The organism is Arsukibacterium sp. UBA3155, assembly GCA_002364615.1.
GTDB lineage: Bacteria > Pseudomonadota > Gammaproteobacteria > Enterobacterales > Alteromonadaceae > Alishewanella.
In genome coordinates this window covers 182,663-206,378 of record DEYP01000015.1, presented here as the reverse complement: position 1 = coordinate 206,378, position 23,716 = coordinate 182,663, and the positions used below count along the sequence as shown (strand labels likewise).

General features: G+C 49.2%; 20 protein-coding genes and 6 tRNA genes. 11 read left to right on the top strand and 15 right to left on the bottom strand.

The window, feature by feature from the left end:
- Positions 1 to 49: 49 nt before the first annotated feature.
- Entirely contained in the window at positions 50 to 1,321 is a 1,272-nt protein-coding gene (locus B2X65_RS06120) for a DEAD/DEAH box helicase (RefSeq protein WP_290611310.1), read from the top strand.
- 38 nt (positions 1,322 to 1,359) lie between these two features.
- On the opposite strand, the gene ppiC is transcribed toward B2X65_RS06120, so the two are convergent.
- The 4 genes from ppiC to B2X65_RS06100 all read right to left on the bottom strand — a co-directional run bounded on the left by ppiC (position 1,360) and on the right by B2X65_RS06100 (position 4,593).
- Positions 1,360 to 1,638, bottom strand: coding sequence for a peptidylprolyl isomerase PpiC (gene ppiC, locus B2X65_RS06115; RefSeq protein ID WP_290611309.1), 279 nt, complete (start codon positions 1,636 to 1,638; stop codon positions 1,360 to 1,362).
- A gap of 143 nt (positions 1,639 to 1,781) precedes the next feature.
- On the bottom strand, positions 1,782 to 2,894 hold the full coding sequence (gene aguA / locus B2X65_RS06110) for an agmatine deiminase (RefSeq protein WP_290611308.1): 1,113 nt from the start codon (positions 2,892 to 2,894) through the stop codon (positions 1,782 to 1,784).
- Positions 2,891 to 3,781 (bottom strand): N-carbamoylputrescine amidase, encoded by an 891-nt coding sequence (gene aguB / locus B2X65_RS06105; RefSeq protein WP_349678705.1) that lies wholly within the window; start codon positions 3,779 to 3,781, stop codon positions 2,891 to 2,893. Before aguB ends, aguA begins: the two co-directional genes overlap by 4 nt.
- 179 nt (positions 3,782 to 3,960) lie before the next feature.
- Positions 3,961 to 4,593 (bottom strand): peroxiredoxin-like family protein, encoded by a 633-nt coding sequence (locus B2X65_RS06100; RefSeq protein WP_290611306.1) that lies wholly within the window; start codon positions 4,591 to 4,593, stop codon positions 3,961 to 3,963.
- 192 nt (positions 4,594 to 4,785) lie between these two features.
- Here B2X65_RS06100 and B2X65_RS06095 point away from each other — a divergent pair, with 192 nt between their 5' ends.
- A complete protein-coding gene (locus B2X65_RS06095; RefSeq protein WP_290611305.1) occupies positions 4,786 to 5,970 on the top strand; it encodes an FAD-dependent oxidoreductase in 1,185 nt (394 codons plus the stop codon).
- A gap of 176 nt (positions 5,971 to 6,146) precedes the next feature.
- Here the strand turns inward: B2X65_RS06095 and B2X65_RS06090 are convergent.
- From B2X65_RS06090 to lolB, 10 genes are all read right to left on the bottom strand, one after another.
- A tRNA-Gln gene (locus B2X65_RS06090) sits at positions 6,147 to 6,221 on the bottom strand.
- A gap of 60 nt (positions 6,222 to 6,281) precedes the next feature.
- A tRNA-Gln gene (locus B2X65_RS06085) sits at positions 6,282 to 6,356 on the bottom strand.
- A gap of 25 nt (positions 6,357 to 6,381) precedes the next feature.
- A tRNA-Leu gene (locus B2X65_RS06080) sits at positions 6,382 to 6,466 on the bottom strand.
- Positions 6,467 to 6,484: 18 nt separating this feature from the next.
- A tRNA-Met gene (locus B2X65_RS06075) sits at positions 6,485 to 6,561 on the bottom strand.
- A 174-nt stretch (positions 6,562 to 6,735) separates the two neighbouring features.
- On the bottom strand, positions 6,736 to 7,827 hold the full coding sequence (gene ychF / locus B2X65_RS06070; RefSeq protein WP_290611303.1) for a redox-regulated ATPase YchF: 1,092 nt from the start codon (positions 7,825 to 7,827) through the stop codon (positions 6,736 to 6,738).
- Between the two features lie 37 nt (positions 7,828 to 7,864).
- The gene (gene pth, locus B2X65_RS06065; protein WP_290611301.1) at positions 7,865 to 8,467 is read right to left on the bottom strand and encodes an aminoacyl-tRNA hydrolase; all 603 of its coding nucleotides are present in this window, start codon (positions 8,465 to 8,467) and stop codon (positions 7,865 to 7,867) included.
- Positions 8,467 to 9,084, bottom strand: coding sequence for a 50S ribosomal protein L25/general stress protein Ctc (locus B2X65_RS06060; protein WP_349678704.1), 618 nt, complete (start codon positions 9,082 to 9,084; stop codon positions 8,467 to 8,469). The genes pth and B2X65_RS06060 overlap by 1 nt, the downstream gene beginning before the upstream one ends.
- Before the next feature lie 150 nt (positions 9,085 to 9,234).
- Positions 9,235 to 10,170, bottom strand: a complete 936-nt coding sequence (locus B2X65_RS06055) for a ribose-phosphate pyrophosphokinase (protein ID WP_290611299.1) — start codon at positions 10,168 to 10,170, stop codon at positions 9,235 to 9,237.
- Between the two features lie 70 nt (positions 10,171 to 10,240).
- Positions 10,241 to 11,092, bottom strand: coding sequence for a 4-(cytidine 5'-diphospho)-2-C-methyl-D-erythritol kinase (gene ispE, locus B2X65_RS06050; RefSeq protein WP_290611298.1), 852 nt, complete (start codon positions 11,090 to 11,092; stop codon positions 10,241 to 10,243).
- Positions 11,089 to 11,694, bottom strand: coding sequence for a lipoprotein insertase outer membrane protein LolB (gene lolB / locus B2X65_RS06045; protein ID WP_290611296.1), 606 nt, complete (start codon positions 11,692 to 11,694; stop codon positions 11,089 to 11,091). Before lolB ends, ispE begins: the two co-directional genes overlap by 4 nt.
- A gap of 80 nt (positions 11,695 to 11,774) precedes the next feature.
- Between lolB and hemA the strand changes: the two genes are divergently transcribed.
- The 6 genes from hemA (at position 11,775) to kdsA (ending at position 17,882) form a co-directional block, all read left to right on the top strand.
- Entirely contained in the window at positions 11,775 to 13,022 is a 1,248-nt protein-coding gene (hemA, locus tag B2X65_RS06040) for a glutamyl-tRNA reductase (protein WP_290611295.1), read from the top strand.
- A gap of 18 nt (positions 13,023 to 13,040) precedes the next feature.
- Positions 13,041 to 14,132 (top strand): peptide chain release factor 1, encoded by a 1,092-nt coding sequence (gene prfA, locus B2X65_RS06035; RefSeq protein ID WP_290611294.1) that lies wholly within the window; start codon positions 13,041 to 13,043, stop codon positions 14,130 to 14,132.
- Between the two features lies 1 nt (position 14,133).
- Positions 14,134 to 14,970, top strand: coding sequence for a peptide chain release factor N(5)-glutamine methyltransferase (prmC, locus tag B2X65_RS06030; RefSeq protein WP_290611293.1), 837 nt, complete (start codon positions 14,134 to 14,136; stop codon positions 14,968 to 14,970).
- An 87-nt stretch (positions 14,971 to 15,057) separates the two neighbouring features.
- Entirely contained in the window at positions 15,058 to 16,614 is a 1,557-nt protein-coding gene (locus B2X65_RS06025; RefSeq protein WP_290611292.1) for a DUF3369 domain-containing protein, read from the top strand.
- 18 nt (positions 16,615 to 16,632) lie between these two features.
- Entirely contained in the window at positions 16,633 to 17,010 is a 378-nt protein-coding gene (locus B2X65_RS06020; RefSeq protein ID WP_290611290.1) for a SirB2 family protein, read from the top strand.
- 23 nt (positions 17,011 to 17,033) lie between these two features.
- On the top strand, positions 17,034 to 17,882 hold the full coding sequence (gene kdsA / locus B2X65_RS06015) for a 3-deoxy-8-phosphooctulonate synthase (protein WP_290611289.1): 849 nt from the start codon (positions 17,034 to 17,036) through the stop codon (positions 17,880 to 17,882).
- Between the two features lie 15 nt (positions 17,883 to 17,897).
- Here the strand turns inward: kdsA and B2X65_RS06010 are convergent, their stop codons facing one another.
- Positions 17,898 to 20,660 (bottom strand): hybrid sensor histidine kinase/response regulator, encoded by a 2,763-nt coding sequence (locus B2X65_RS06010; RefSeq protein ID WP_290611288.1) that lies wholly within the window; start codon positions 20,658 to 20,660, stop codon positions 17,898 to 17,900.
- Between the two features lie 200 nt (positions 20,661 to 20,860).
- Here B2X65_RS06010 and B2X65_RS06005 point away from each other — a divergent pair.
- The 3 genes from B2X65_RS06005 (at position 20,861) to B2X65_RS05995 (ending at position 23,533) form a co-directional block, all read left to right on the top strand.
- Positions 20,861 to 20,936 (top strand) — tRNA-Phe (locus B2X65_RS06005).
- A 76-nt stretch (positions 20,937 to 21,012) separates the two neighbouring features.
- Positions 21,013 to 21,088, top strand: a tRNA-Phe gene (locus B2X65_RS06000).
- Positions 21,089 to 21,370: 282 nt separating this feature from the next.
- Positions 21,371 to 23,533, top strand: coding sequence for a prolyl oligopeptidase family serine peptidase (locus B2X65_RS05995; protein ID WP_290611287.1), 2,163 nt, complete (start codon positions 21,371 to 21,373; stop codon positions 23,531 to 23,533).
- Positions 23,534 to 23,716 lie beyond the last annotated feature (183 nt).

Sequence of the window (23,716 nt, the reverse complement as noted above, 5' to 3'; positions counted from 1 at the left end):
GCTTTAATTAGCCCTGGCCATTCTGGCATGGGCGCAGTCAGGATAACCAATGTCGTTTCAATCTTTAGGGCTGGCAGAGCCTATCTTACGGGTATTAACCGAACAGGGCTATACTGAAGCCACACCGGTACAGCAACGCAGTATTCCGCTTATTCGCTCCGGTAAAGATGTGTTAGCCGGTGCCCAGACCGGTACCGGTAAAACTGCAGCCTTTACTTTACCACTGCTGCAGCACTTGCTCAATGCACCTAAGGTGTTAACTGCGGGTCAGGTAAGGGTTTTAGTGCTGACACCGACCCGGGAATTGGCGCAGCAAGTGCATGATAGCGTGCTAACCTACAGCCGGTATGTTAACTGTCGCAGTGCCGTGTTCTACGGCGGCGTATCTATCCGGCCACAGTATGATGAGGCAGAGCAGGGGCTGGATATTCTGGTGGCAACACCCGGACGCTTAATTGACCATTTGCACCAGCAAACTATTGATTTAAGCCAACTGGAAGTATTGGTGCTGGATGAAGCCGACCGCATGCTGGATATGGGGTTTGTAGTAGACATTAAGCGCATTATGGCGAAATTGCCGCCAAAAAGACAAACCCTGTTATTTTCTGCTACCTATTCTAACGATATTAAAAAACTGGCAGACGAGCTGTTAGATAACCCACTTCTGGTTGAAGTCGCTGCGGCCAATGCCACGGCTGACCGTGTCAGCCAGCAGGTGTATCTGGTCGATAAGCATCGTAAACGCGAAATGCTATCGCATTTAATTGGCTTTCGTAACTGGCCGCAGGTGCTGGTGTTTGTTCGCACCAAGCATGGTGCTGACCGCTTAGCTAAGCAATTGCAAAAAGACGGTTTAAAAACCGCCGCTATTCACGGCGATAAAAGCCAGGGTGCCCGTACCAAGGCATTAGCCGATTTTAAAGCCGGCTCAGTCAGGGTTTTAGTGGCGACTGATATTGCCGCCCGCGGCCTGGATATTACTGAATTACCCTATGTAGTAAATTACGATTTACCACAAATTGCCGAAGATTATGTGCACCGCATCGGTCGTACCGGCCGTGCTGGCATGAGTGGTATTGCCGTTACCCTGGTAACCCCGGAAGATTTAGGCGCACTTGAAGATATTGAGAAGCTGACCCAGCAGGTGCTGAATACCGAAGTGATTCCGGGCTATGAGCATGACCCCAGTTACCAGGCACCGAACGAAGCGGTAGCTCGCACCCCGGGCCAGCGGCCGGGGCGCAATGATGGTGCAGCAAAACGCCAGGCGCAGGGTAAGTTAAAAGCAAAACTCAGAGCCAAAGCGCTAGGTAAAGCTTAACTGACAAGGCTTAGCTGGCAAGGTTTAGCTGATAAGGCTTAACTACGATACAGGGTTTTAATCAGGTGAAAACCAAACTGGGTTTTCACCGGACCATGTACTTCCAGCAGCGCTAGCTTGAATACAACATCATCAAAGGCCTTAACCATCTGGCCTTTACGAAATTCGCCTAAATCACCACCTTTTTTGCCTGACGGGCATAGTGAATGCTGCTTAGCTAATTTGCCGAAATCGGCGCCTTGGGCAAGTTGCTGCTTTAGTTTTTCGGCTTGTTCCCGGGTTTTAACCAGAATATGTAAAGCACAAGCTTTAGACATGATGATTCCTTCGATGCTAATAGCGAAGATTGGAACCCCGTTCCGGTCGACACAGAGTGTCTGAGCGAGTGCGCTGACACTCGCGAGTTGCTGTGGCGAGCCGGGGCGGGTGTTGCAATCGCAGCTACACCCTTTCCGCAGAGTTAACCAGTAGGCTGCTGCTGGGTAATACAGTGAATATTGCCACCGCCCAGTAGAATTTCCCGGCCGGGTACTTTCACCACCTGATGATCCGGATAAAGTTGTTGCAATATTTCAGCAGCTACCTCGTCGTTCGGGTCATCGAAGGTTGGCATAATCAGGCCGCCATTACACAAATAAAAATTGATGTACGAACCGGCCAGCCGGGCGTTAGCTTCGCGTGGAATGGCGCTTAAGGTCGCATCTACCGTGGCATATTCATCCGCTTTGGCGATAATAGGCTTAGGTAGCGGTAGTTTATGCACTTTAATCTTGCGACCTTTGGCATCGGTACTGGCTTCTAAATAGTCCAGTGCCGCTTTACTACGGGCATACTGCGGGTCGCTTTGATCGTCGGTCCAGGCCAGTACCACTTCGCCAGGTTTAACAAAGCACGCCATATTATCGACGTGGCCATCGGTTTCGTCGTTAAAAATACCGTCTTTTAACCAAAGTACTTTGCTGATCCCCAGATACTCGGCCAGTTTTGCTTCTATTTGCTCGCGGCTTAAATCAGGATTACGGTTAGCGTTTAATAAACATTCTTCGGTCGTTAATAGGGTGCCTTCGCCATCGACATGAATAGCACCGCCTTCCAGCACAAAGTCTTCAGTGCGATAGCGGGGCAACTGTTCTATCCCTAAGATTTTACTGGCAACCTGATCATCAAAATGCCACGGGAAATATAGACCGCCGTTGAGCCCGCCCCAGGCATTAAAGGTCCAGTCGATACCGCGCACTTCACCGTCGCTGTTTGTTAAGAACGTAGGACCGGTGTCGCGACACCAGGCGTCGTTGTTAGACATTTCCACAACTCGCACCGGGTATAATGCGCCGGCTTTGCTGAGTTGTGCTTCGGCATTAGCATACTGGGCAGCCGATACCCCTACGGTTACCGGTTCAAAGCGGGCAATAGCGGTAATAACAGCACAAAAGGCCTGCTGGGCGGGTTTAGCCCCCATCCGCCAGCTATCGGTGCGCTCTGGCCATACCATCCAGGTTTGCTTGTGCTCTGCCCATTCGGCCGGCATCGAGAAACCATCTTGTTCAGGTGTGGTTGGCAGTAAACGGCTCACTTGCTGTTCTCCGGGTTTACTTTGCCGTCTTTGGTCAGCACGGTATCGTAAATGTCGATTCGACGGTCACGAAACAGGCCCCAGGCACGGCGATCAGCGGCAACTTTATCCAAATCGAAAGTGTGGATCAGCACCGCTTCGTCGGTCTGATTGGCTTCCTGCACCTTTTCACCGCTGGCGTCGGCAATAAAAGAACTGCCATAAAAAGTAATATGGTAGTCAGCTTCCGTTTCGGTACCAATGCGGTTAGAGGCAATAAGTGGCATTAAATTCGCTGCAGCATGGCCTTGCTGTGTGCGTTGCCAGTGGCCACGGGAGTTAATGCTGGCGTCATGCGGCTCACTTCCGATTGCTGTCGGGTAAAACAATAATTCAGCGCCCTGTAACGCCATGCTTCTGGCGCATTCCGGAAACCACTGATCCCAGCAAATGCCTACGCCAATTTTGGCATAACGGGTTTGCCACACTTTAAAGCCGGTATCGCCAGGCGTAAAATAGTATTTTTCGTTATAGCCCGGGCCATCCGGAATATGGCTTTTACGGTACGTGCCCAGGTTTTCACCGTCAGCATCAATAATAACCACACTGTTGTATAAGCAATTGCCAGCACGTTCGTAAATGCTGATAGGCAGCACCACGTTCAGCTCTTTGGCAATCTTGGTAAAATGTTTAACCGCCGGGTTTTCCTCTACAGTAGTTGCAAATTCCAGATAAGCAGGCTTTTGCTTCTGACAAAAGTAGTTACGTTCAAACAACTCTTGCAGCAAAATAATCTGGGCGCCTTTAGCGGCAGCGTCGCGCACCAGCTTTTCACCACGGGCGATGTTTTCGTCAACATCCCAGCCACCAATCATTTGAGTTGCAGCAACGGTTACATTACGCATCAGTTATCTCCAGCAGAGGGTTAAACCAACAGGCTAGCATTTCAATGAATACTTGCCAAACAGGGCGCGCAAAATGCCGTATTTTTGTGCGCTCGTCAACGTTTTTGTTTTAAAAAAACAGCAACGCCAACCGCAAAGGTGGGTGTTGCTGTGAACAGGTGAGACAACCTGAAAAATAGAAATTATTGCAGCGCAAGTTCAGCGGCTTTTAACAGCAGCTCGCTTTCTAAACGGGTTTTGTAATTGATATGAACGTAGTTAAATACCACTTCGCCGTCGGTATTAAGGATGTACACTGCTGGCACAGGTAACACCACTTTTTCAGTGCCGCTCTCAGTGGTAATTAAACTGCCCAATTTACCTTTATAAATGCTAGCCGTTTTATCGTCCAGATAGTACGCCAGACCAAAAGCACTGCTGGCTTTAAACTGGTTGTCTGACAATAACTGGTAGGTTAACTTTTCGCCGCCGGTATCGTTCATACTGTTAACGATTGAACTGACACTGTCGGGAGTGATGGCAATGATCTGGTAACCGAGCTTGGTCAATTCAGGCTCAATGGTTCGCAGCGCGGCTAACTGGGCGTTGCAATAGGGACACCAACCGCCACGATAAAACACCAGCACACTGGGTTGTTGTTGTACCCGTTCGCGCAGTGCTACCGCTTTATTGTCAGCAGAGTACAACGTCACGTCGGGAATGGCCAGGCCATTTAACAATGGCGATACCTGCTCTGGTGAAGGGGCAATCGTGGGTGCTGCCATCAGCTTGATACTAAACAAAGCTGCCATTGCGACGATAAAATAATATTTCATGTGTTTTCCTGTTTTTTGTTGGACTGTAGATAAAGGCTTGCCGCAACACAGACCGGTGCTGTAATGGTTTACTTTCAATTACTGATAAAATTTCCTAAACGTTTTCGGGGTGCAGTTGCGGGCAATTCGCTTATGACTGGCGTAGAATAGAAAACAGAGCAGGCAAGCGAAACACAAAGAAGGTTTTTTGTTATGAACAGTGACACCCCGGCACAGCATTTTGATATCAGCATTGTCGGTGGCGGCATGGTAGGGGCGGCTATTGCGCTGGCGCTAAGCCAGGCTGGGTTGACAGTAGCACTTATTGAAAAGCAGGCGCCAATAGAATTCGAAGCCGATAGTGTGCCGGATTTACGGGTGTCATCGATTAACCTGGCCAGTGAAGCCTGGTTAACCAAGCTGGGCGCCTGGCAGTTATTGCAAACTATGCGGCTTTGTCCTTATCAGCGACTGCAGGCCTTTGAACATCCGGCCAGTATTGTCACCTTTGATGCTGCCGAGGTTAAAAATAGCCACCTGGGCCACATTGTTGAAAACAACCTGCTGCAGCTGGCGCTTTGGCAGCAATTTTGCACTAGGGTTAGCCGGTTTTGTCCGGACTCAGTGATCGCGCTTAATCAATCTGCTGACGGTGCCTGTCTTACGCTCGACAGTGGTGCTCAGCTGAACAGCGCATTAGTCATTGCTGCCGATGGTGGCAACTCGCAGCTGCGCCAACTGGCGGGTATTGGCACCAATGGCTGGCAATATCAACAAGCTTGTTTAGTGGCGTTAGTGACCACACCTTACCCACAGCAAAACGTCACCTGGCAGCAATTTACCCCAACTGGCCCCAAGGCGTTTTTGCCGTTGCCCGGCCAGCAAGGCAATATTGTCTGGTATGACGATGCGTCCAGAATTAAACAATTAGCGGCCCTGACGCCAGAGCAACTTACCCTGGAACTGTTAAAGGTTTTCCCGCCGCAGCTTGGCAAGGTGGAGGTGGTTAACAGCAGCTGGTTCCCACTAGCCCGGATGGATGCCAACCGGTATTATTCAGGCAGGGTCGTGCTGGCAGGCGATGCTGCCCATACCATTAATCCGTTAGCGGGGCAGGGTGTTAATTTAGGCTTTGCTGACGGCAAACTGCTGACTGAGCTAATTATCAATGCGTATCAGCAACAGCAAGATATTGGTAGCCAGACGTTATTTAGTACGTATCAGCGTAAACGTAAGCCAGCTAATTTACTGATGATGAGTACCATGGATGGTTTCTATCAGCTGTTTGGTAATGACATTCCCCCGCTGCGTAAATTACGCCAGCTGGCCCTGACGATTGCCTCACGTAGCAGCGCGCTTAAGACAATAGTTACTCATTTTGCTGTTGGGGCTAAATAGCTGAGACTTTCCCATACCGGGAGGTTAGAACTCTTTTTGCGCAGCCACAGAGTGTCTGAGCGAATGCGTCAGCATGAGAGAGTTGCTGTGGCGAGCACAAAAGATGTTGTAACCGGCAGGATTGAGTCAGGATTAGCACAAAGCAAAAACCCAGCCGAGGCTGGGTTTTTTAAATATGGCAGGGGCGCCAGGATTCGAACCTGGGCGTGGCGGGATCAAAACCCGCTGCCTTACCGCTTGGCTACGCCCCTAAGATAGAGATTGCAGTTCAGTTGAACACAAGGAGAGATAAAATCAACTGCCTGAGTTAATGGCAGGGGCGCCAGGATTCGAACCTGGGCATGGCGGGATCAAAACCCGCTGCCTTACCGCTTGGCTACGCCCCTGCAGAAACTGCTTACTTGCTAAGTATGGTGCGGAAAGAGAGACTCGAACTCTCACGCCTCGCGGCGCTGGAACCTAAATCCAGTGCGTCTACCAATTCCGCCATTCCCGCATACATAGGAAAATTAAGTGGTGGCTACAGCGGGAATCGAACCTGCGACCCCAGCATTATGAGTGCTGTGCTCTAACCAGCTGAGCTATGTAGCCACGCTAACTTGTCCTAAGCAAGTGGCGCGTATTATGCTGATCTGACATATTAGCGTCAACCGTTTTTTTACGATTAGTGCGCAGGAAGGGTGTGTTTGCTGTTTTTATACGCAATACGCGGCCAGATAAAAAAGCCGCTGCGATGGCAGCGGCTTTCTAAATGCGATAACGGGGTTAAACGTTAAAGCGAAAATGCATCACGTCGCCATCTTTAACGATGTAATCTTTACCTTCCAGCCGCCATTTGCCGGCTTCTTTGGCACCGGCTTCGCCGTTAAAGCTGACAAAGTCGTTGTAACCTACTACTTCAGCCCGGATAAAACCTTTTTCAAAGTCGGTATGAATAACTCCGGCCGCCTGCGGTGCGGTAGAACCAATTTCCACGGTCCAGGCCCGTACTTCTTTTACGCCAGCGGTAAAATAAGTATGTAAGCTTAACAGTGAGTAACCGCCACGAATCACCCGGTTTAAACCCGGCTCTTCCAGGCCCATATCGGCCATAAATTCGGCTCTCTCGTCATCTTCCAGCTCAGCAATTTCAGATTCAATCGCCGCGCACACCGGCACCACAATAGCGCCTTCTTTGTCGGCAATGGCCTGCACGATATCTAAGTAAGGATTGTTCTCAAAGCCATCGTCAGTCACGTTAGCAATATACATGGTGGGCTTAATCGTTAAAAAGTTCATATAGGCAATCAGGGCTTTTTCGTCCTTGTCCAGCTCCAGCTGACGTAAGGTATTGCCTTGCTCTAAATGCGCTTTAACTTTTTCCAGCACCAGTATTTCCGCCTTGGCGTCTTTGTCACCGCCTTTGGCTTTTTTACTGACCCGGAAAATAGCCCGCTCGGCGCTGTCCATATCAGACAGTACCAACTCCATATTAATGGTATCGATGTCATCGGCCGGGTCTATTTTACCGGCAACGTGAATAATGTTTTCATCGTCAAAACAGCGGACCACATGGCCAATAGCATCCGTTTCGCGAATATTCGCCAGAAACTTATTGCCAAGACCTTCACCGCGGGACGCGCCTTTTACCAAACCGGCAATGTCGACAAACTCCATGGTAGTAGGAATAACCCGCTGCGGTTTAACAATCTCGGCCAGTTTATCCAGTCGTAAGTCTGGCACCGGTACCACGCCGGTATTAGGCTCTATGGTACAAAACGGAAAGTTGGCCGCTTCAATGCCTGCCTTGGTTAACGCATTAAACAAGGTAGACTTTCCTACGTTAGGCAGGCCGACAATACCACATTTGAAACCCATAATAATTTTCCTTTGCGCTGAGTTGCTGGCCCAAGGGCTAGCTGGCTTTAAAACTGTGTAAGCGGTGTTGGGCTTTTATTAAGCCGTCACGGGCCAGAATATCAAAGCAGCTTACTGCTTCATCAATACTGGCATCAATTAATTTTTGTTCACTGGCCGGGGCTTTGCCCAGCACAAAACCGGTGACCTGGTCTTTATGGCCCGGATGGCCAATACCGAGGCGTAACCGGTAAAAATTCGGGTTGTTACTCAACCTGGCCATGATATCGCGTAAACCGTTGTGGCCGGCATGGCCGCCACCGAGTTTAAATTTAGCAATACCTGGCGCCAGCGCCAGCTCATCGTGGGCCACCAGAATATTTTCCGGTGCCAGTTTATAAAACTGCGCCATGGCTAAAACGGCTTTGCCGCTGAGGTTCATAAAAGTAGAAGGGATAAGTAGTTTAAATTCCTGGCCGGCGCAAACAAATTTACCGCTATAACCAAAGAATTTACTGTCATTTTTCAGGTTGACATTAAAGGCATGAGCCAGCTTTTCAACAAACCAGACCCCGGCATTGTGCCGGGTATGCTGGTATTCGGGGCCCGGATTTCCCAGGCCCACGATTAACTGAACATTGGCAGGTAATGCGTCAGACATTACTCGGCAGTTTCAGTTTCTTCTTCTGTATCAACGGCTTTACCAGCTGGCTTGTTCACAGATACCACTGGCAGGTCATGGCCTTCACCTTTGTTTAACTGAACAAAGCTAACACCTTTAGGTGCTTTAATGTCAGTCAGGTGTAAGGTAGTACCGACTTCAACGTCAGCCAGGTCTACTTCAATAAACTCTGGTAAGTCTTTTGGTAATACGCTGATTTCAATCTCGTTCAGCGCGTGAACTACCACACCGCCTTTTTTGATTGGCTTGTCTTCGTTTAAGAAGTGAACCGGAACGATAGTGGTCAGCTCGTGGCCAGCTTCAACGCGTTGGAAGTCAACGTGCATGATTTTTGGCTTGTACGGGTGACGTTGCATATCTTTAACGATAGCCTGGATCTTCTCTTTACCGACGGTGATGGTCAGAATGTGAGAGTAAAATGCTTCAAAGCTTTGCGCTTTTAACAGCTTAGGGTGCTCTAAAGTAACAGATAAAGCATCTTTATGTCCGCCATAAATGATGGCTGGAACTTTGTCTTCGTGACGCAGGCGGCGGCTCGCACCTTTCCCCAGGTCAGTACGGACTTCTGCAGTTAACGTGAAAATTGCATCAGACATGATGTACTCCAATAAAGTGATTGTTGTTGCGGCTTGCGACCAGCCCCAACCTGATTGCCCCTTCAAAAGGCGCGACATGTTACCACCAGCACCGACCAGCTGCAAATGAAAAAGGCGCCCACAGGCGCCTTAATGACATCGGTTGACGGTTTAGTCGAACATAGAAGAAATAGATTCTTCGTTGCTGATCCGGCGAATACATTCAGCCATCAGCTCGCTTAAGGTTAACTGGCGTACTTTACTAACCGTTTTCATTGCCGCTGACAACGGGATGGTGTCGGTAACGATTAACTCATCAATCACGGAATTGCTGATAATTTCCGGGGCATTGCCAGAAAATACCGCATGAGTGGCGTAAGCAAATACCCGTTTGGCACCTTGCTCTTTTAGCGCTTCAGCCGCTTTACAAAGGGTACCGCCGGTATCAATCATATCGTCCACGATAATACAGTCGCGGTCTTTTACATCACCGATGATATGCATAACCTGCGATACATTCGCCTTAGGCCGGCGCTTATCAATAATGGCCAGGTCGGCGTCGTTCAGTAGTTTGGCAACCGCACGCGCCCTGACTACGCCACCAATATCTGGTGAAACGACTACCGGCGAATGCAGGGTTTTCTTGCGCATGTCGTCCAGCAGCACCGGGCTGGCGAACACGTTGTCTACCGGCACATCGAAGAAACCCTGAATTTGCTCGGCGTGCAAGTCGACGGTTAATACCCGATCTACCCCAACACTGGATAAAAAGTCTGCGACTACTTTAGCGGTGATAGGAACCCGGGCTGAACGCACGCGGCGATCCTGTCTGGCATAACCAAAGTAAGGAATAACCGCAGTGATCCGACCGGCTGAGGCGCGGCGTAATGCATCCACCATCACAATCAGTTCCATCAGGTTGTCATTGGTGGGGGCACAGGTTGACTGAATAATAAAAACATCAGAACCACGAACATTTTCATTGATTTGTACGCTAACTTCGCCATCACTGAAACGGCCAACTTCGGCATCTCCCAGTTTGATATAGAGACGGCTGGCGATTTTACGAGCAAGTTCTGGTATGGCGTTACCAGCGAAAACCTTCATGTCGGGCACAGTAGGATCCTCAGGGCGGTGGTGAGTCCGGTTATATTATTCAATGCCAGAGTAAATGGCATCAGGCGTAAAATTCCGTATCTGCCAACGCCGCCATTACTGGCGACTGGTTGACTCCTTTAGCAATAAATCCGCGGCAGTTTGCCGGTAAATTGGCTAAGGCATGCTGAGCACTGGCCGTGTCCGGAAATTCGGCGAACACACTGGCGCCAGTACCCGTCATTCGACACGGCGCATATTCTACCAACCACTGTAAGGTTATTGCAACAATCGGCTGCAGCTGTTCGACCAGAGGTTGGCAATCATTGCGCCAGGGACTGTTAAACAGTGTGTCTAAACTGAGTGCACGGCTGTTTCTGATTAAATCTGGATGTTGAAATACCTCTGCCGTGCTTATGTGGCAGTGCGGTGTTACCACTAAATACACTTTCTCAGGCAAGGTTACCGGCACTAACTTCTCACCGACACCTTCAGCAAAGGCGCTGCAGCCCCTGACAAACAATGGCACATCGGCGCCAAGTTGCAATGCCAGAGCAGCCAGTTGTTCATTACTCAGCTTTAACTGCCACAAGGTATTTAAGGCCAGTAAGGTGGTGGCTGCATCAGACGAGCCGCCACCCAGACCACCGCCCATTGGTATTTTTTTATCCAGCACAATATCGCAGCCAAGCTTACAACCGGTGTGCTGTTGTAATAAACGACCGGCTTTCATAATCAGATTGTCGGGACCCTCAAGGCTGGGATCATTACATTGCAGCGTCAGCTTATCGTTATGGCGGGGGGTAAAATGCAGCTCATCGCCGACATCCAGCAATTGAAATAAGGTTTGCAGGTTATGATAGCCGTCGGGCCTGCGACCGGTAATATGTAAGAATAAATTAAGTTTAGCTACGGCAGGCAGGCTCAGGGTCATAATTGCCAGTTCCTGATGTGAAAGCGGATAGTGGTATCTTCACTGCTTAAATTAATTTTCTGAGGTAAAGCCAGCGGATCGGTGAAGAAGCTCTGATAACGCAGCTGCCAGGTAATACCGGTGCTATCGACCAGCTGAAATGCCTGAACTCTGCCAATTTCATCGTATTCAATGGCACTGGCCGTTGCACCCGGTATGCCTTTTAACCACAATGGCATATCAGAGAGCGGCATCGACCAGCCAGCCAGCTGCCAGAGCAAACTACTGGGGTCTGCTGCCTGATACCGCTCGCCGCGTACCATAATACTGCTGCCCTGGGCGTCGTTGTTCAGCTCAAATAAGCTGATCCCTAAAAAATTAGCAAGACGTGCTTTGAAGTGTTCAGTGTTATGCTGTTGCCAGTTCAGGTTGCCACTTACTGACTCGTCTGGTGTTTTAATACCGACAGATGCCTGTAACGTATACTGTTCGATAGCTGTAAGTTGCACCAGCCGGCTTTTATTGTCCAGGGCGGGCCCCGCGGCAGGTTTTGATAACAGGCTGCAACCACTGGTGATGAGCAGTAATCCGGCAAGGGCTAGCCACTTAATTGGTGCTGACACGCTGAAAGTCCTTAGTTACGCTTTTCTTAATATGGGCTTTTTCGTACAATTCGCCCCTGACAAACTTGATGATACAGGTGATGGCCATCTTTGCACTAGGCATTAATCATAAAACAGCACCGGTTGGCTTACGGGAAAAAGTGGCATTTGCCCCGGAACAGGTGCATGAAGCCTTGCGCGAACTGGCGACTGCGACAGCGGTGACCGATGCGGTGATTTTGTCTACCTGTAATCGCACTGAATTGTATTTTAATGGCACAAATAATCAAGCAGAACACGTGATTGCCTGGTTGGCCCAGTTTCATCAGTTAAAGGTTAATGAATTGCAGCCGCACCTGTATCTGCACTACGATCGACTGGCGGCTGAGCATTTGATGCGGGTTGCAGCCGGGCTTGATTCTCTGGTGTTGGGCGAGCCGCAAATCCTCGGCCAGGTTAAGCAGGCTTACAATCAGTCACGTCAGGCCGGCACCATTAATCCACATTTTGAACGATTATTTCAAAAAACCTTTGCCGTCGCCAAAGATGTCCGCACCAACACCGATATTGGTGCCAATGCGGTCTCGGTTGCTTTTGCCGCAGTGAGTTTAGCCAGACAAATTTTTGGCAAACTTGAGAAAGTGCAGGTGCTGTTAATTGGCGCGGGTGAAACCATTGAGCTGGTGGCCCGTCACCTGGCCGAGCAGGGCGCGAAAGAGCTTACCGTTGCTAATCGCACTTACGAGCGGGCTGTACTGTTAGCAGAGCAGTTTAATGCCAAAGTTATTACCTTGTCGCAGGTGCCGATGCAGCTGCCGCAAGCGGATATTGTCATCAGTTCGACCGCCAGTACGTTGCCCATCGTGGGGAAGGGCATGGTGGAACAAGCGTTGAAAAAACGCCGGCATAAACCGATGTTTCTGGTGGATCTGGCTGTGCCGCGCGATATTGAACAGCAGGTTGCTGAGCTGGAAGACGCGTATTTATATACGGTAGACGACTTGCAAAGTATAGTGGCGCAAAATGTTAGCTCGCGCCAGCAAGCCGCAGAGCAGGCAGGGGTTATTATCCGGCAGGGAGCTGATGATTTTCTGCAATGGTTACAATTACAAGGTAGTGTTGACTGGGTGCGGGATTACCGCCAGCGCTGCGAACAAATTAAAACCGAGTTACTTGGCCGGGCATTAAACCAGCTTGCTGCAGGCCAGGATGCTGAGAAAGTGCTGACCGAGCTGGCCAACAAGCTGAGTAACCGGCTGATGCACAGCCCAACCAAAACCATTCGTCAGTTATTGCAACAAGAGGCCAGTGAGCCGCAGGCGCTGATCAACAGTTTATTAGATATTTAAACAGGTAACAGACCTAACATGAAAGATTCGGTATACCGCAAGCTCGAAGGCTTAGTCGAGCGGCATGAAGAAGTACAGGCGTTGTTAAGCGATCCGGGCGTAATTGGCGATCAAAAACGTTTTCGCGAGTTGTCTAAAGAATACAGTCAGCTGGAAGATGTCAGTAAGGCGTTCAACCGCTTTCGTCAGGCACAGCAAGATTTAGCTGCTGCTGAAGAGATGCAAAAAGACAGTGATCCTGATATGCGTGAACTGGCGCAGGAAGAATATAAAAGCGCCCGAGCTGCCATTGAGCAACTGGAAAAGGAACTGCAATTACTATTGCTGCCCAAAGATCCGAATGACAGTAATAACTGTTTTATTGAAATCCGGGCCGGGGCAGGTGGCGATGAAGCGGCAATATTTGCCGGCGACGTATACCGTATGTACAGCCGCTTTGCCGAACGCCGGCGCTGGAAGCTTGAAGTGATCAGTGCTAATGAAGGTGAGCATGGCGGTTTTAAAGAAGTGATTGTTGGCGTTCAGGGTGAAGGCGCCTATGGTATTTTAAAGTTTGAGTCGGGTGGCCATCGGGTGCAACGGGTACCAGCGACGGAGTCGCAGGGACGAGTGCACACCTCAGCTTGTACCGTGGCCATTATGCCGGAAATACCGGAAAATGAAGCCATTGAAATTAACCCTGCAGATTTGAAAGTAGATACCTACCGGGCGTCTGGCGCCGGTGGTCAGCACGTAAACCGTACCGACTCTGCGATCCGGATCACCCACTTACCCACCGGTATAGTTGTTGAATGCCAGGATGAACGTTCTCAGCACAAAAACCGGGCCCGTGCTATGAGCGTATTGCAATCGCGAATTCAGGCCGCAGAAGATGAAAAGCGCCGCTTAACGGAAGAATCTACCCGCCGCTCGCTGGTGGGCAGTGGTGATCGCTCTGAACGGATCCGCACTTATAACTTCCCGCAAGGCCGCTTAACCGATCACCGGATTAATCTGACCATTTACCGTTTAAACGAAGTGATGGAAGGCGATTTAGAATTAGTGCTTGAACCGCTGAATCAGGAACACCAGGCTGACTTACTGGCCGCGCTGGCAGACGAAAACCGCTAAGATGACACTGACACAATGGCTGCAACAGGCAACCCGCCAGCTTAGTGACGTGTCACCGCTGGCGGCGGATGACGCCAAATTGTTATTGTGTCATCAGCTGCATGTCAGTGTCAGTTATCTGTACAGTCATGCAGACGACACGCTGACCACGGCTGATCTGAATGCCTTGCAGCAGCTGCTTGGCCGGGCGGTGCAGGACGAGCCTATTGCTTATATTATTGGCCAATGGCCGTTCTGGAATATTGAACTGGAAGTCGCCAGCTGTACCCTGATCCCCAGGCCAGATACGGAGCTTCTGGTTGAGCAGGCACTGGCGTTGCCGCTGCCGCAAAACGCCAAAGTGCTGGATTTGGGCACCGGCACGGGTGCCATCGCACTGGCGTTGGCCTGTAACCGGCCGCTATGGCAGGTGACGGCGGTAGACAAAATACCTGCAGCCGTAGAGCTTGCCAGGCGCAATGCGAAACGGTTAGCAGCCAGCAACTGCACAATATTACCCAGCAACTGGTTCAGCGCCGTTACCGGCCAATATTTTGATCTTATTGTCAGCAACCCCCCTTACATTGAACCTGACGACCCGCATTTACCGGCGCTGAAATATGAGCCGGTATCCGCCCTGGTGGCCGCAGAGCAGGGCCTGGCAGATTTAGCCATTATTTGCCAGCAGGCACCGGCTTATTTAGCCGCAAATGGCTGGTTATGGCTGGAGCATGGTTATAACCAGGCCGAGGCCGTGCAGCAGTTATTAGCCGCGGCGGGCTTTAGCCATGTACAGTCGCGTAAAGATTACGGTGATAACTGGCGGATCAGTGGCGGTTGTTTAAATCGGAGCGACTAATCACAACAAAGTTTTGACCCCCAAGCTATTAGCGCATATAACTATTTAACGTTTTTTAAATCGCTATCTGTTTTTGGAGCCTGCCTGATGAATGACGCCTTTCTGTTTGCGGACGAGACTGAACTTCCTGAAGTGGCCAACCATGGCTTTTGGAAAGTATTAATTGTCGATGATGAACCGGAAGTGCATACCGTCACCAAGCTGGCGCTTAGCGACTTTACCTTCAATAACAAAAGCCTTGAATTTTTAAGCGCCTATTCAGGGGCTCAGGCCCGGGAGCTAATTGCCGCAAACCCGGATACGGCCATTATTTTACTGGATGTGGTGATGGAAACCGATGATGCCGGTTTGCTGGTAGCACGACATGTGCGGGAAGAGCTGAAAAACGAGCATGTGCGGATTATTCTTCGTACCGGTCAACCTGGCCAGGCACCCGAGCGCCAGGTTATTGTTAATTATGATATTAACGACTATAAATCAAAAACGGAGCTGACAGCGCAAAAGCTGTTTACCGTGATTATGTCCAGCCTGCGCTCGTATCGCGATATTCTGTCGCTGGAACATAGCCGGCAGGGCCTGGAAAAAATTATTAATGCCTCAATTGATCTGTTCTCTTCTCATTCGATGGAGCAATTTATAGAAGGGGTGTTACAACAACTAACCTCCATTTTGGGCAGCCATGAAAATGCCTTGCTGGCCAGTTCTTCTCTTGTCGCAGGCAATGTGAGCTCTGATGCCGACCCACACGATTTAGTGGTATTTGCCGGACAGGGCCAGTTTGCCCGAAAAGAGGGTAAGCCGGTGCAGGAGGTGTTAAATCACGAACTGCTGGCGGCATTTGAAACAGCACTAGATAGTCGCAGTATTGTTTATAGGGATAATTATCTGGTGGCATACTGTTGCAGTAAATTTACCCACGGCTCGCTGTTGTATATTTCTGGCTTACCGGGGCAGGTCAGTGATAACCAGAAAAAGCTGATTGAGCTATTTGCCCAGAACGTACAAATAGCTTACGAGAATGTGCAGTTACAGCATGAAATAGAAGATACCCAACGCGAAATAGTCTACCGGCTGAGCGAAGCGGTAGAACATCGCTCGGTTGAAACCGGCAACCATGTGCGCCGGGTTGCCTTTATTTGCTATGACCTGGCAAAAGCTTATGGCCTGAGTGAAGAAGAAGCGGAGCGGCTAATGTATGCTTCACCGCTGCATGATGTAGGAAAAGTGGGGATCCCGGATGGTATTTTAAATAAACCAGCAACGCTTGACAGCGGTGAATGGGAAGTGATGAAAACCCACAGCAACATCGGCTACGATATTTTGAAAGACTCAAAACGTGTTATTATTCAGGCCGGTGCAATTATCGCTCAGGACCATCATGAAAAATGGGATGGTACCGGCTACCCTGCAGGTAAAAAGGGTAAAGACATTCATGTCTATGGCAGGATTGCCGCCCTGGCAGATGTTTACGATGCACTGCGCCACCGGCGTTGCTATAAACAGGCGTGGAGTAAGGAAGAGGTCGTCGCTCATATTGTGGCGGAGTCGGGTAAGCAGTTCGAACCTGAGTTGGTTAAATTATTTCAGCAACGGGTTGAGAAGCTCGAAGCAATTTTACAAAAATATCCTGATATTGAGGAGTAGCAATAAGGACCCTGTAGTATGTATATGGCGTTTAAAAGTCTGCACCTGTTGTTGGCGGTACTGAGTGTGAGTTTGTTATTTATTCGCTTTGGTATGATGTTGCGCAGCTCGCCAATGCTGCAGCATAAACTGCTGAAAATTGGCCCCCACGTGGTTGATACTTTACTTATTTTATCTGCAGTGGTGTTAATGCTCAGTATTAATCAGTATCCGTTTGTTGATAGCTGGCTGACGGAGAAAGTAATTGCCTTGCTCGCTTATATCGCCCTGGCCGTGATGGCACTGCGTGGGCGTACCATGGCCATACGCTGGTTATGTTTTTTAGGTGCGCTGGGTTGGCTGGGGCTAATGGTCAGGGTAGCGCTTGATAAACAACCGGTGTTTATACCGCTTTAATTTAAATAAATTGCTGGAATATTATGGAACAGAAAACCGTCAGGGTCGGTAACCTTACAGTAAATAACCAGCAGCAGTTTGTGCTGTTTGGTGGCATGAACGTGCTGGAATCACGGGATATGGCAATGCGCATTGCCGAGCATTACGTTACCGTATGCGCCAGGCTTGGCATCCCTTTTGTGTTCAAAGCATCGTTTGACAAAGCGAATCGCTCGTCGGTGCACTCTTACCGGGGCCCTGGTCTTGAGGAAGGCTTAAAAATCTTTGCTGAAATTAAAGATACCTTCAATGTGCCACTGATTACCGATGTACATGAACCCTGGCAAGCTGCGCCTGTGGCAGAAGTGGTTGATGTCATTCAGCTGCCGGCATTTTTAGCCCGGCAGACGGATTTGGTGGTGGCTATGGCCAAAACCGGCGCGGTGATTAACGTTAAAAAACCGCAATTTCTGGCACCGCACGAAATGCGCCATATCATTACTAAGTTTGCCGAAGCCGGTAACGATAAGGTGATTTTGTGTGAGCGTGGCAGTTGCTTTGGCTATAACAACCTGGTGGTTGATATGCTGGGTATGGATGAAATGAAGCAATTCGCTCCGGTAATATTTGATGCCACCCATGCATTGCAAAAGCCAGGTGGCCGAACCGATTCGGCAGATGGCCGGCGAGCTCAGGCTGCTCAGCTAGCGCGCTCTGGCATGGCACTTGGTTTGGCGGGGTTGTTTATTGAAGCCCATCCTGATCCGGACCAGGCAAAATGTGACGGTCCTTGTGCCTTACCATTGGCGAAGCTGGAAGGATACCTCAGCCAGATGCAGCAACTGGACCAGCTGGTGAAAAGCTTTGCACCGCTGGATACCTCTGCCAGCTAAGACAGTGTGCGCCAGTTAGTAGCGCTGGCGCACGTAATTAACCACATCCTGATACTTCTCCTGCATCACCCTGGCATGTTCATTAATAACTGACCAATCACTGTTTTCAGCTGCCCGCTCCAGCTTTAATGCCTCTGCTGACAGACTTACTGCACCAACACTTTTTGCGACCGATTTAAACTGATGAGCAACCGCTCTAACGGAGCTGCGATTCTGTGTCTTGGCTACCGTGCTCAGCTCAGTCAGTAACTCTTTAGCGTGCTTCACAAAGTAGTTAAGATACTCTTCATGTTTGGCCGGCTCATTGCCCAGAAAGTTGGCAATGGTGGTAAAACAAATAGGAGAGGGTTGCTGACCAGATTCAGTGTTGTTGGCAGCGGACGCTACCGGCTTTTTGACGGTAGCTGGCAGCCAGCGCTTCAGCATGGTCTCCAGGGTAACCAGTTCTAACGGCTTGGTAATATAACCATCCATACCAATACTGATACATTTTTGCTCTTCACCTTTTAGGGCGTTGGCGGTAACGGCGACAATCCGGCTGAAATTACTGTCATCCTGGCGGTTTAAACTTTCTTTGCGAATTGCAATGGCTAAATCGTAGCCACTCATATTGGGCATGTGTAAATCGGTTAACACTAACGGGTAGTGATAGTGTCGCCACATATCCAGTGCAATCGCGCCATCATCTGCCACTTCAACCGCGTAACCCAGCGCATTAAGCTGATCGACAATCACCCGTTGGTTCATGATGTTATCTTCAGCCAGCAAGATTAACTGTTTGTCGCGCCGCGCAGTTTCAATATCCGGAGCGCCTTTACTTAAATTAAGGTTAGACGTTTGTTGCGGTTTGGGTTTCTCTTTACGCTTGGCGGCAACTAAAATGGCGTCATACAAGTGACTGCGACAAATTGGAGAGCTATGCAGATAGTAGATTTGCTCATTGCTGTGCTCGGATAATTCAACCTGATTGGTTATAACAATAAACGGCACCTGCTCCAATTGCGGCACCTGCTGCAGCATTTTAATATGATCCGCAGAAATTTGCTCATAGGTCGCGTCAAGCACCCACACAGCTGCCTGCTTAGGTGGCAATGGCTGTTGCGCGGAAGCTCGCTTAAATAATGCTTCAATATTGTTGATGACATCCAGTTCGGCATGGGCATGCGTGAAGTAATCGCTTAAATGCTCCTGGTTATCGCTATCCTGAGTAAACAGGCAAATATGCACATCGCGCAACAGCTCTTTACCCACGTAGTCTATTTCGTCAGAGCGGCGCATCGGGATCCTGACTTTGAACTCCGTGCCTTTGCCCACTTCGCTTTGCACGTCAATATCACCATACATCAGTGAGGTAAGACGCTGACAAATAGACAGGCCAAGGCCGGTACCACCAAATTTTCGGGTAATAGAACCTTCGGCCTGATTAAACGGATGAAATACGTGGTTTATCTGGCGCTGCGTCATACCACGGCCGTTATCTATAACGGTAAACTGGATTTGACTGTATTCAAGGTTTTCTTCCAATAAATCAGCACGTATCACCACTACCCCGGTTCTCTGCGGAGTGGTCTCGGTAAACTTAATGGCGTTACCCGCCAGATTATATAATATCTGGCGCAACCGAACCGGATCACCAAATAAGCCATTAGGTATTTTCGGGTCGATATACAATTTCAGATCGATTTGCCGCTGATAGGCAACAGACACCAGAATGCGGCCGACCGCTTCAATAATATCAACCAGAGACACCGGAATATTTTCCAGTTCCAGTTTACCGGCCTCTATTTTTGAGAAATCCAGAATATCGTCCAGAATGCGTAGCAACGAGAAAGACGACTCGCGGATGGTATCGGTCATTCTGAACTGTGAGGTAGAGAGCTGGGTTTTTCGGAGTAAATCAATGGTACCGATAATACCATTCATTGGCGTACGAATTTCATGGCTCATGGTCGCTAAGAAGGTCGATTTTGCTTCGTTAGCGCGCTCAGCGGTAAGCTTGGCGGTTTCTAAGGCATCTGTGCGTTCTTTGATTCGGGTATCGACTTCTTGTTTCAGCTGGGCAATATCGGTTTCTGAGTTTTTCAGGGCCTGTTGCCCCTGCTCAATCCGCCGGAACAGCTGGTTAATATAACTGCCCATCACCCCAAAATCATCGTGGGCATGACTCTCAACACTACCATCGAACAGGTTTTTATCCAGCGCCGTTTTAGTCCCATCGACTAAGGGTGTCAGTTTACGGCTGAAGAACACAGAAATGGCATAGGCAAAGCTTAAACTGAGTACCGCACCGCTAACGAGACTAATTAAAAATGCCAGCAGCAGCGGTAGCTGACTGGTTGGCGGAATATAATTTACATTCACCAGCAGGGTGTTGACGTCGTTACTGACTACTCTGCTGACGATTAAAAAACTTCCCTGACGGACTTCGCGGTTCGCCAATTCAGGTTGTGGTACGAAGTTGGCGAGGTTTACCGTATTGGCAATCAGTTCCAGCTGTTGGTTCGACTGGCGATATAAATAGATAGCCCGTTGGCTATCGGCATTGCGGGCTTGCAACAGCAATTGTTCGGCAGCCTGAATATTGTCATTACGCAGTGGCGTGCTTAAGGCGCTGGCAAGAATAGTGGTCTCGGCCGTTAAGCGGGCGAGCTGCTGCTCTTCCTGATTTTGTTCTGGCAAGGTAAACAGGGTGTACAGGGCAGCTTGCAGTAACAGAATAACCAGGGCCATTAATGCCAGGCGTCGAAACATCGGTTTGGTGTATGAGGTTTTTTCCATCAGCGGTCCATCTAAATGCGTTGTACGGCGTGTCGGTTAACTGAATACAGTGTAACAAGTTTTTTGAGGCTGGCGCAGTGTTAATTTTAATAGCTGGCCAACAAAGCAGCGGCCTTTGGTTAATCCCTGTCCGGTTGCGATGCTTTTAGAAAAAATCTGTTGACTTAGACCGGCAAAATCCGTTTAATACGACCCGCATTGCCCAGATAGCTCAGTCGGTAGAGCAGCGGATTGAAAATCCGCGTGTCGGTGGTTCGATTCCGCCTCTGGGCACCATAATTTTGGTGTCTTGTTCCATTACTGCTTTGGTTTAGCTTATCAGGCAGCATAATATAACCAGCACAATGTTTTTGCCCAGATAGCTCAGTCGGTAGAGCAGCGGATTGAAAATCCGCGTGTCGGTGGTTCGATTCCGCCTCTGGGCACCATTAAAGTTAAAACGCCAGCATATTGCTGGCGTTTTGCTTTTTTTCAGCCAGGCGTCATCTTTGATTACTCGGCACGTCCAGTGCCTCGCCCTTATAAGGGCCACCAGTATGGTATTTCCCCCGAGTCGACATAAATTTCAGTTAGTTGAAATAGGCAGCCGCCGCTATCTTTGGTAAGCTCGGCTCAGGTCTGCTATTTACCCGCCTTTTATCAGGTATAAGGTACCAGGCATCAGATATAAGCGCTTCTATTAAAAACTATAACGATGGAGTTTACTTACCATGAAATACGCTATTACCCTGTTAGCAACGGCCATGCTTAGTGCATGTGGTGGTGCTAAACAAGATGTAAAACCCAGTCAGGATGTTACCGTGAGTACAGAGCAACGCCAGCCATTAGCTTATCCCGATACCCGCAAGGGCGACACCGTTGATACTTATTTCGACACCACGGTAGCCGATCCTTACCGCTGGCTGGAAGATGACCGCAGCAGCGAAACTGAAGCCTGGGTAAAGGCGCAGAACAAGGTCACTTTTTCCTACCTGGAACAAATTCCGTTTCGGGATGAAGTGCGTGCCAAGTTAGAGAAATCATGGAATTTTGAGCGGATTGGTGCGCCCTTTAAAGAAGGTGATTACCAGTATTTTTATAAAAACGACGGCTTACAAAACCAATTCGTGTTGTACCGGCAAAAAGAGGGCGGTGAAGCTGAAGTATTTTTAGACCCGAATACTTTTAGTGAAGATGGCACCACCTCACTGGCAGATATTGAATTTTCGCGCGATGGCAGTCTGGCAGCCTATGCTATTTCTGAAGGTGGCAGTGACTGGCGGAAAATTATCATTATTGATGCGAAAACCAAAGAACAACTGGAGCCAACCCTGATTGATGTTAAATTCAGCGGTATCTCCTGGGTGGGCAACGATGGTTTCTTTTATTCCAGTTATGACAAGCCAGAAGGCAGTGAATTATCGGCGATGACCGATCAGCACAAGCTGTATTATCACAAACTGGGTACTGGTCAGACTGAAGATAAGGTGGTGTTTGGCGGCACGCCAGAGCAGAAACACCGCTATGTCGGTGCTTCAGTGACTGAAGATGATAAATACCTGCTAGTGTCGGCAGCAGTATCAACTTCTGGTAATAAACTCTTTTTAAAAGACTTAACTAAAGCAAACAGCCCGTTCGTGACGATTCTGGATCATACCGACTCGGATACTGACTTACTGGATAACGACGGCGACAAGCTGTATTTAGTAACCAACCTGAATGCACCAAACCGCAAAGTGGTGGTGACTTCAGCGACAAAGCCGACCCCGGAAAACTGGCAGGAACTGATACCTGAAACCGAAAATGTTCTGCGGATCAGTAAAGGCGCAGGCTATTTATTTGCTAATTACATGGTCGATGCCATTGCCAAAGTCAAACAATACGATTACAGCGGTAAACTGGTCAGAGACATTAATTTGCCCGGAATAGGCAGTGTCGGTGGCTTCAGCGGCAAAAAAGACGCTGAGCAGCTGTATTATTCTTTTGCTAACTACACCACACCTTCCAGCATTTACGCTTTTGCGCCGGACAGTGGTGCCTCTGATTTATATAACAGCCCGAAAATTGAATTTAATCCGGAAAATTATACCTCTGAGCAGGTTTTCTATACTTCAAAAGATGGCACCAAGGTGCCAATGATCATCAGCTATAAGAAAGGCCTGAAAAAAGACGCGTCTAACCCGACTATTTTATATGGTTATGGTGGCTTCAACGTCAGCCTTACCCCGTCGTTCAGTGTGGCAAACGCCGTCTGGATGGAAATGGGTGGTGTATATGCCGTCGCTAATTTACGCGGGGGTGGTGAGTATGGTAAAGCCTGGCACAATGCCGGCGTGCAGCAGCAAAAACAAAATGTGTTTGACGATTTTATTGCTGCAGCAGAATATTTACAGCAACAGCAATATACCTCTGCTGACAAACTGGCCATTCGTGGTGGTTCAAACGGCGGCTTGCTGGTTGGTGCGGCCATGACGCAACGTCCTGAGTTGTTTAAAGTGGCGCTACCTGCTGTAGGTGTACTGGACATGCTGCGCTATCATACCTTTACCGCGGGCGCTGGCTGGGCCTACGACTACGGTACGGCGGAGCAGTCTGCTGATATGTTTCAGTATTTAAAAGGCTATTCACCAGTACACAACGTGCAACCCGGTACTACTTATCCGGCCACTATGGTAACTACTGCTGATCATGATGACCGGGTTGTGCCGGCGCATTCCTTTAAATTTGCAGCAGAGCTGCAAGATAAAGCCACCAAGGTTAACCCGCAACTGATCCGGATTGATGTTAACGCCGGGCACGGTGCTGGTATGCCGGTATCGATGGTGATTGATCAGACTGCCGATATTTTCAGCTTCACCCTTTACAACATGGGATACCAGCAACTGCCGCAGTAATGCTGTAATCGTACTTAACGGTACAGGGAACAAAACAAACGGCGCACTGGCGCCGTTTTTTGTTTCACATGCAGCGGCGTAAAGCTTGATAAAAACTGCAGCAAGCGCCAAAGTAACAGTTAAACTTGTAAAAGGCCGGGCCGCGTATTAAAGTGCGTGCCCTTTTTATTTTTCAGGTTCTGC

Coding starts and splice junctions, on each gene's coding strand:
- pth (WP_290611301.1), bottom strand. CDS start 8,467: ATGTCTGACGCATTACCTGCCAATGTTCAGTTAATCGTGGGCCTGGGA.
- B2X65_RS06025 (WP_290611292.1), top strand. CDS start 15,058: ATGAATGACGCCTTTCTGTTTGCGGACGAGACTGAACTTCCTGAAGTG.
- ispE (WP_290611298.1), bottom strand. CDS start 11,092: ATGACCCTGAGCCTGCCTGCCGTAGCTAAACTTAATTTATTCTTACAT.
- B2X65_RS06100 (WP_290611306.1), bottom strand. CDS start 4,593: ATGAAATATTATTTTATCGTCGCAATGGCAGCTTTGTTTAGTATCAAG.
- B2X65_RS06010 (WP_290611288.1), bottom strand. CDS start 20,660: ATGGAAAAAACCTCATACACCAAACCGATGTTTCGACGCCTGGCATTA.
- kdsA (WP_290611289.1), top strand. CDS start 17,034: ATGGAACAGAAAACCGTCAGGGTCGGTAACCTTACAGTAAATAACCAG.
- prmC (WP_290611293.1), top strand. CDS start 14,134: ATGACACTGACACAATGGCTGCAACAGGCAACCCGCCAGCTTAGTGAC.
- ppiC (WP_290611309.1), bottom strand. CDS start 1,638: ATGTCTAAAGCTTGTGCTTTACATATTCTGGTTAAAACCCGGGAACAA.
- prfA (WP_290611294.1), top strand. CDS start 13,041: ATGAAAGATTCGGTATACCGCAAGCTCGAAGGCTTAGTCGAGCGGCAT.
- ychF (WP_290611303.1), bottom strand. CDS start 7,827: ATGGGTTTCAAATGTGGTATTGTCGGCCTGCCTAACGTAGGAAAGTCT.
- B2X65_RS06095 (WP_290611305.1), top strand. CDS start 4,786: ATGAACAGTGACACCCCGGCACAGCATTTTGATATCAGCATTGTCGGT.
- B2X65_RS06055 (WP_290611299.1), bottom strand. CDS start 10,170: ATGAAGGTTTTCGCTGGTAACGCCATACCAGAACTTGCTCGTAAAATC.
- B2X65_RS06120 (WP_290611310.1), top strand. CDS start 50: ATGTCGTTTCAATCTTTAGGGCTGGCAGAGCCTATCTTACGGGTATTA.
- B2X65_RS05995 (WP_290611287.1), top strand. CDS start 21,371: ATGAAATACGCTATTACCCTGTTAGCAACGGCCATGCTTAGTGCATGT.
- B2X65_RS06060 (WP_349678704.1), bottom strand. CDS start 9,084: ATGTCTGATGCAATTTTCACGTTAACTGCAGAAGTCCGTACTGACCTG.
- hemA (WP_290611295.1), top strand. CDS start 11,775: ATGGCCATCTTTGCACTAGGCATTAATCATAAAACAGCACCGGTTGGC.
- B2X65_RS06020 (WP_290611290.1), top strand. CDS start 16,633: ATGTATATGGCGTTTAAAAGTCTGCACCTGTTGTTGGCGGTACTGAGT.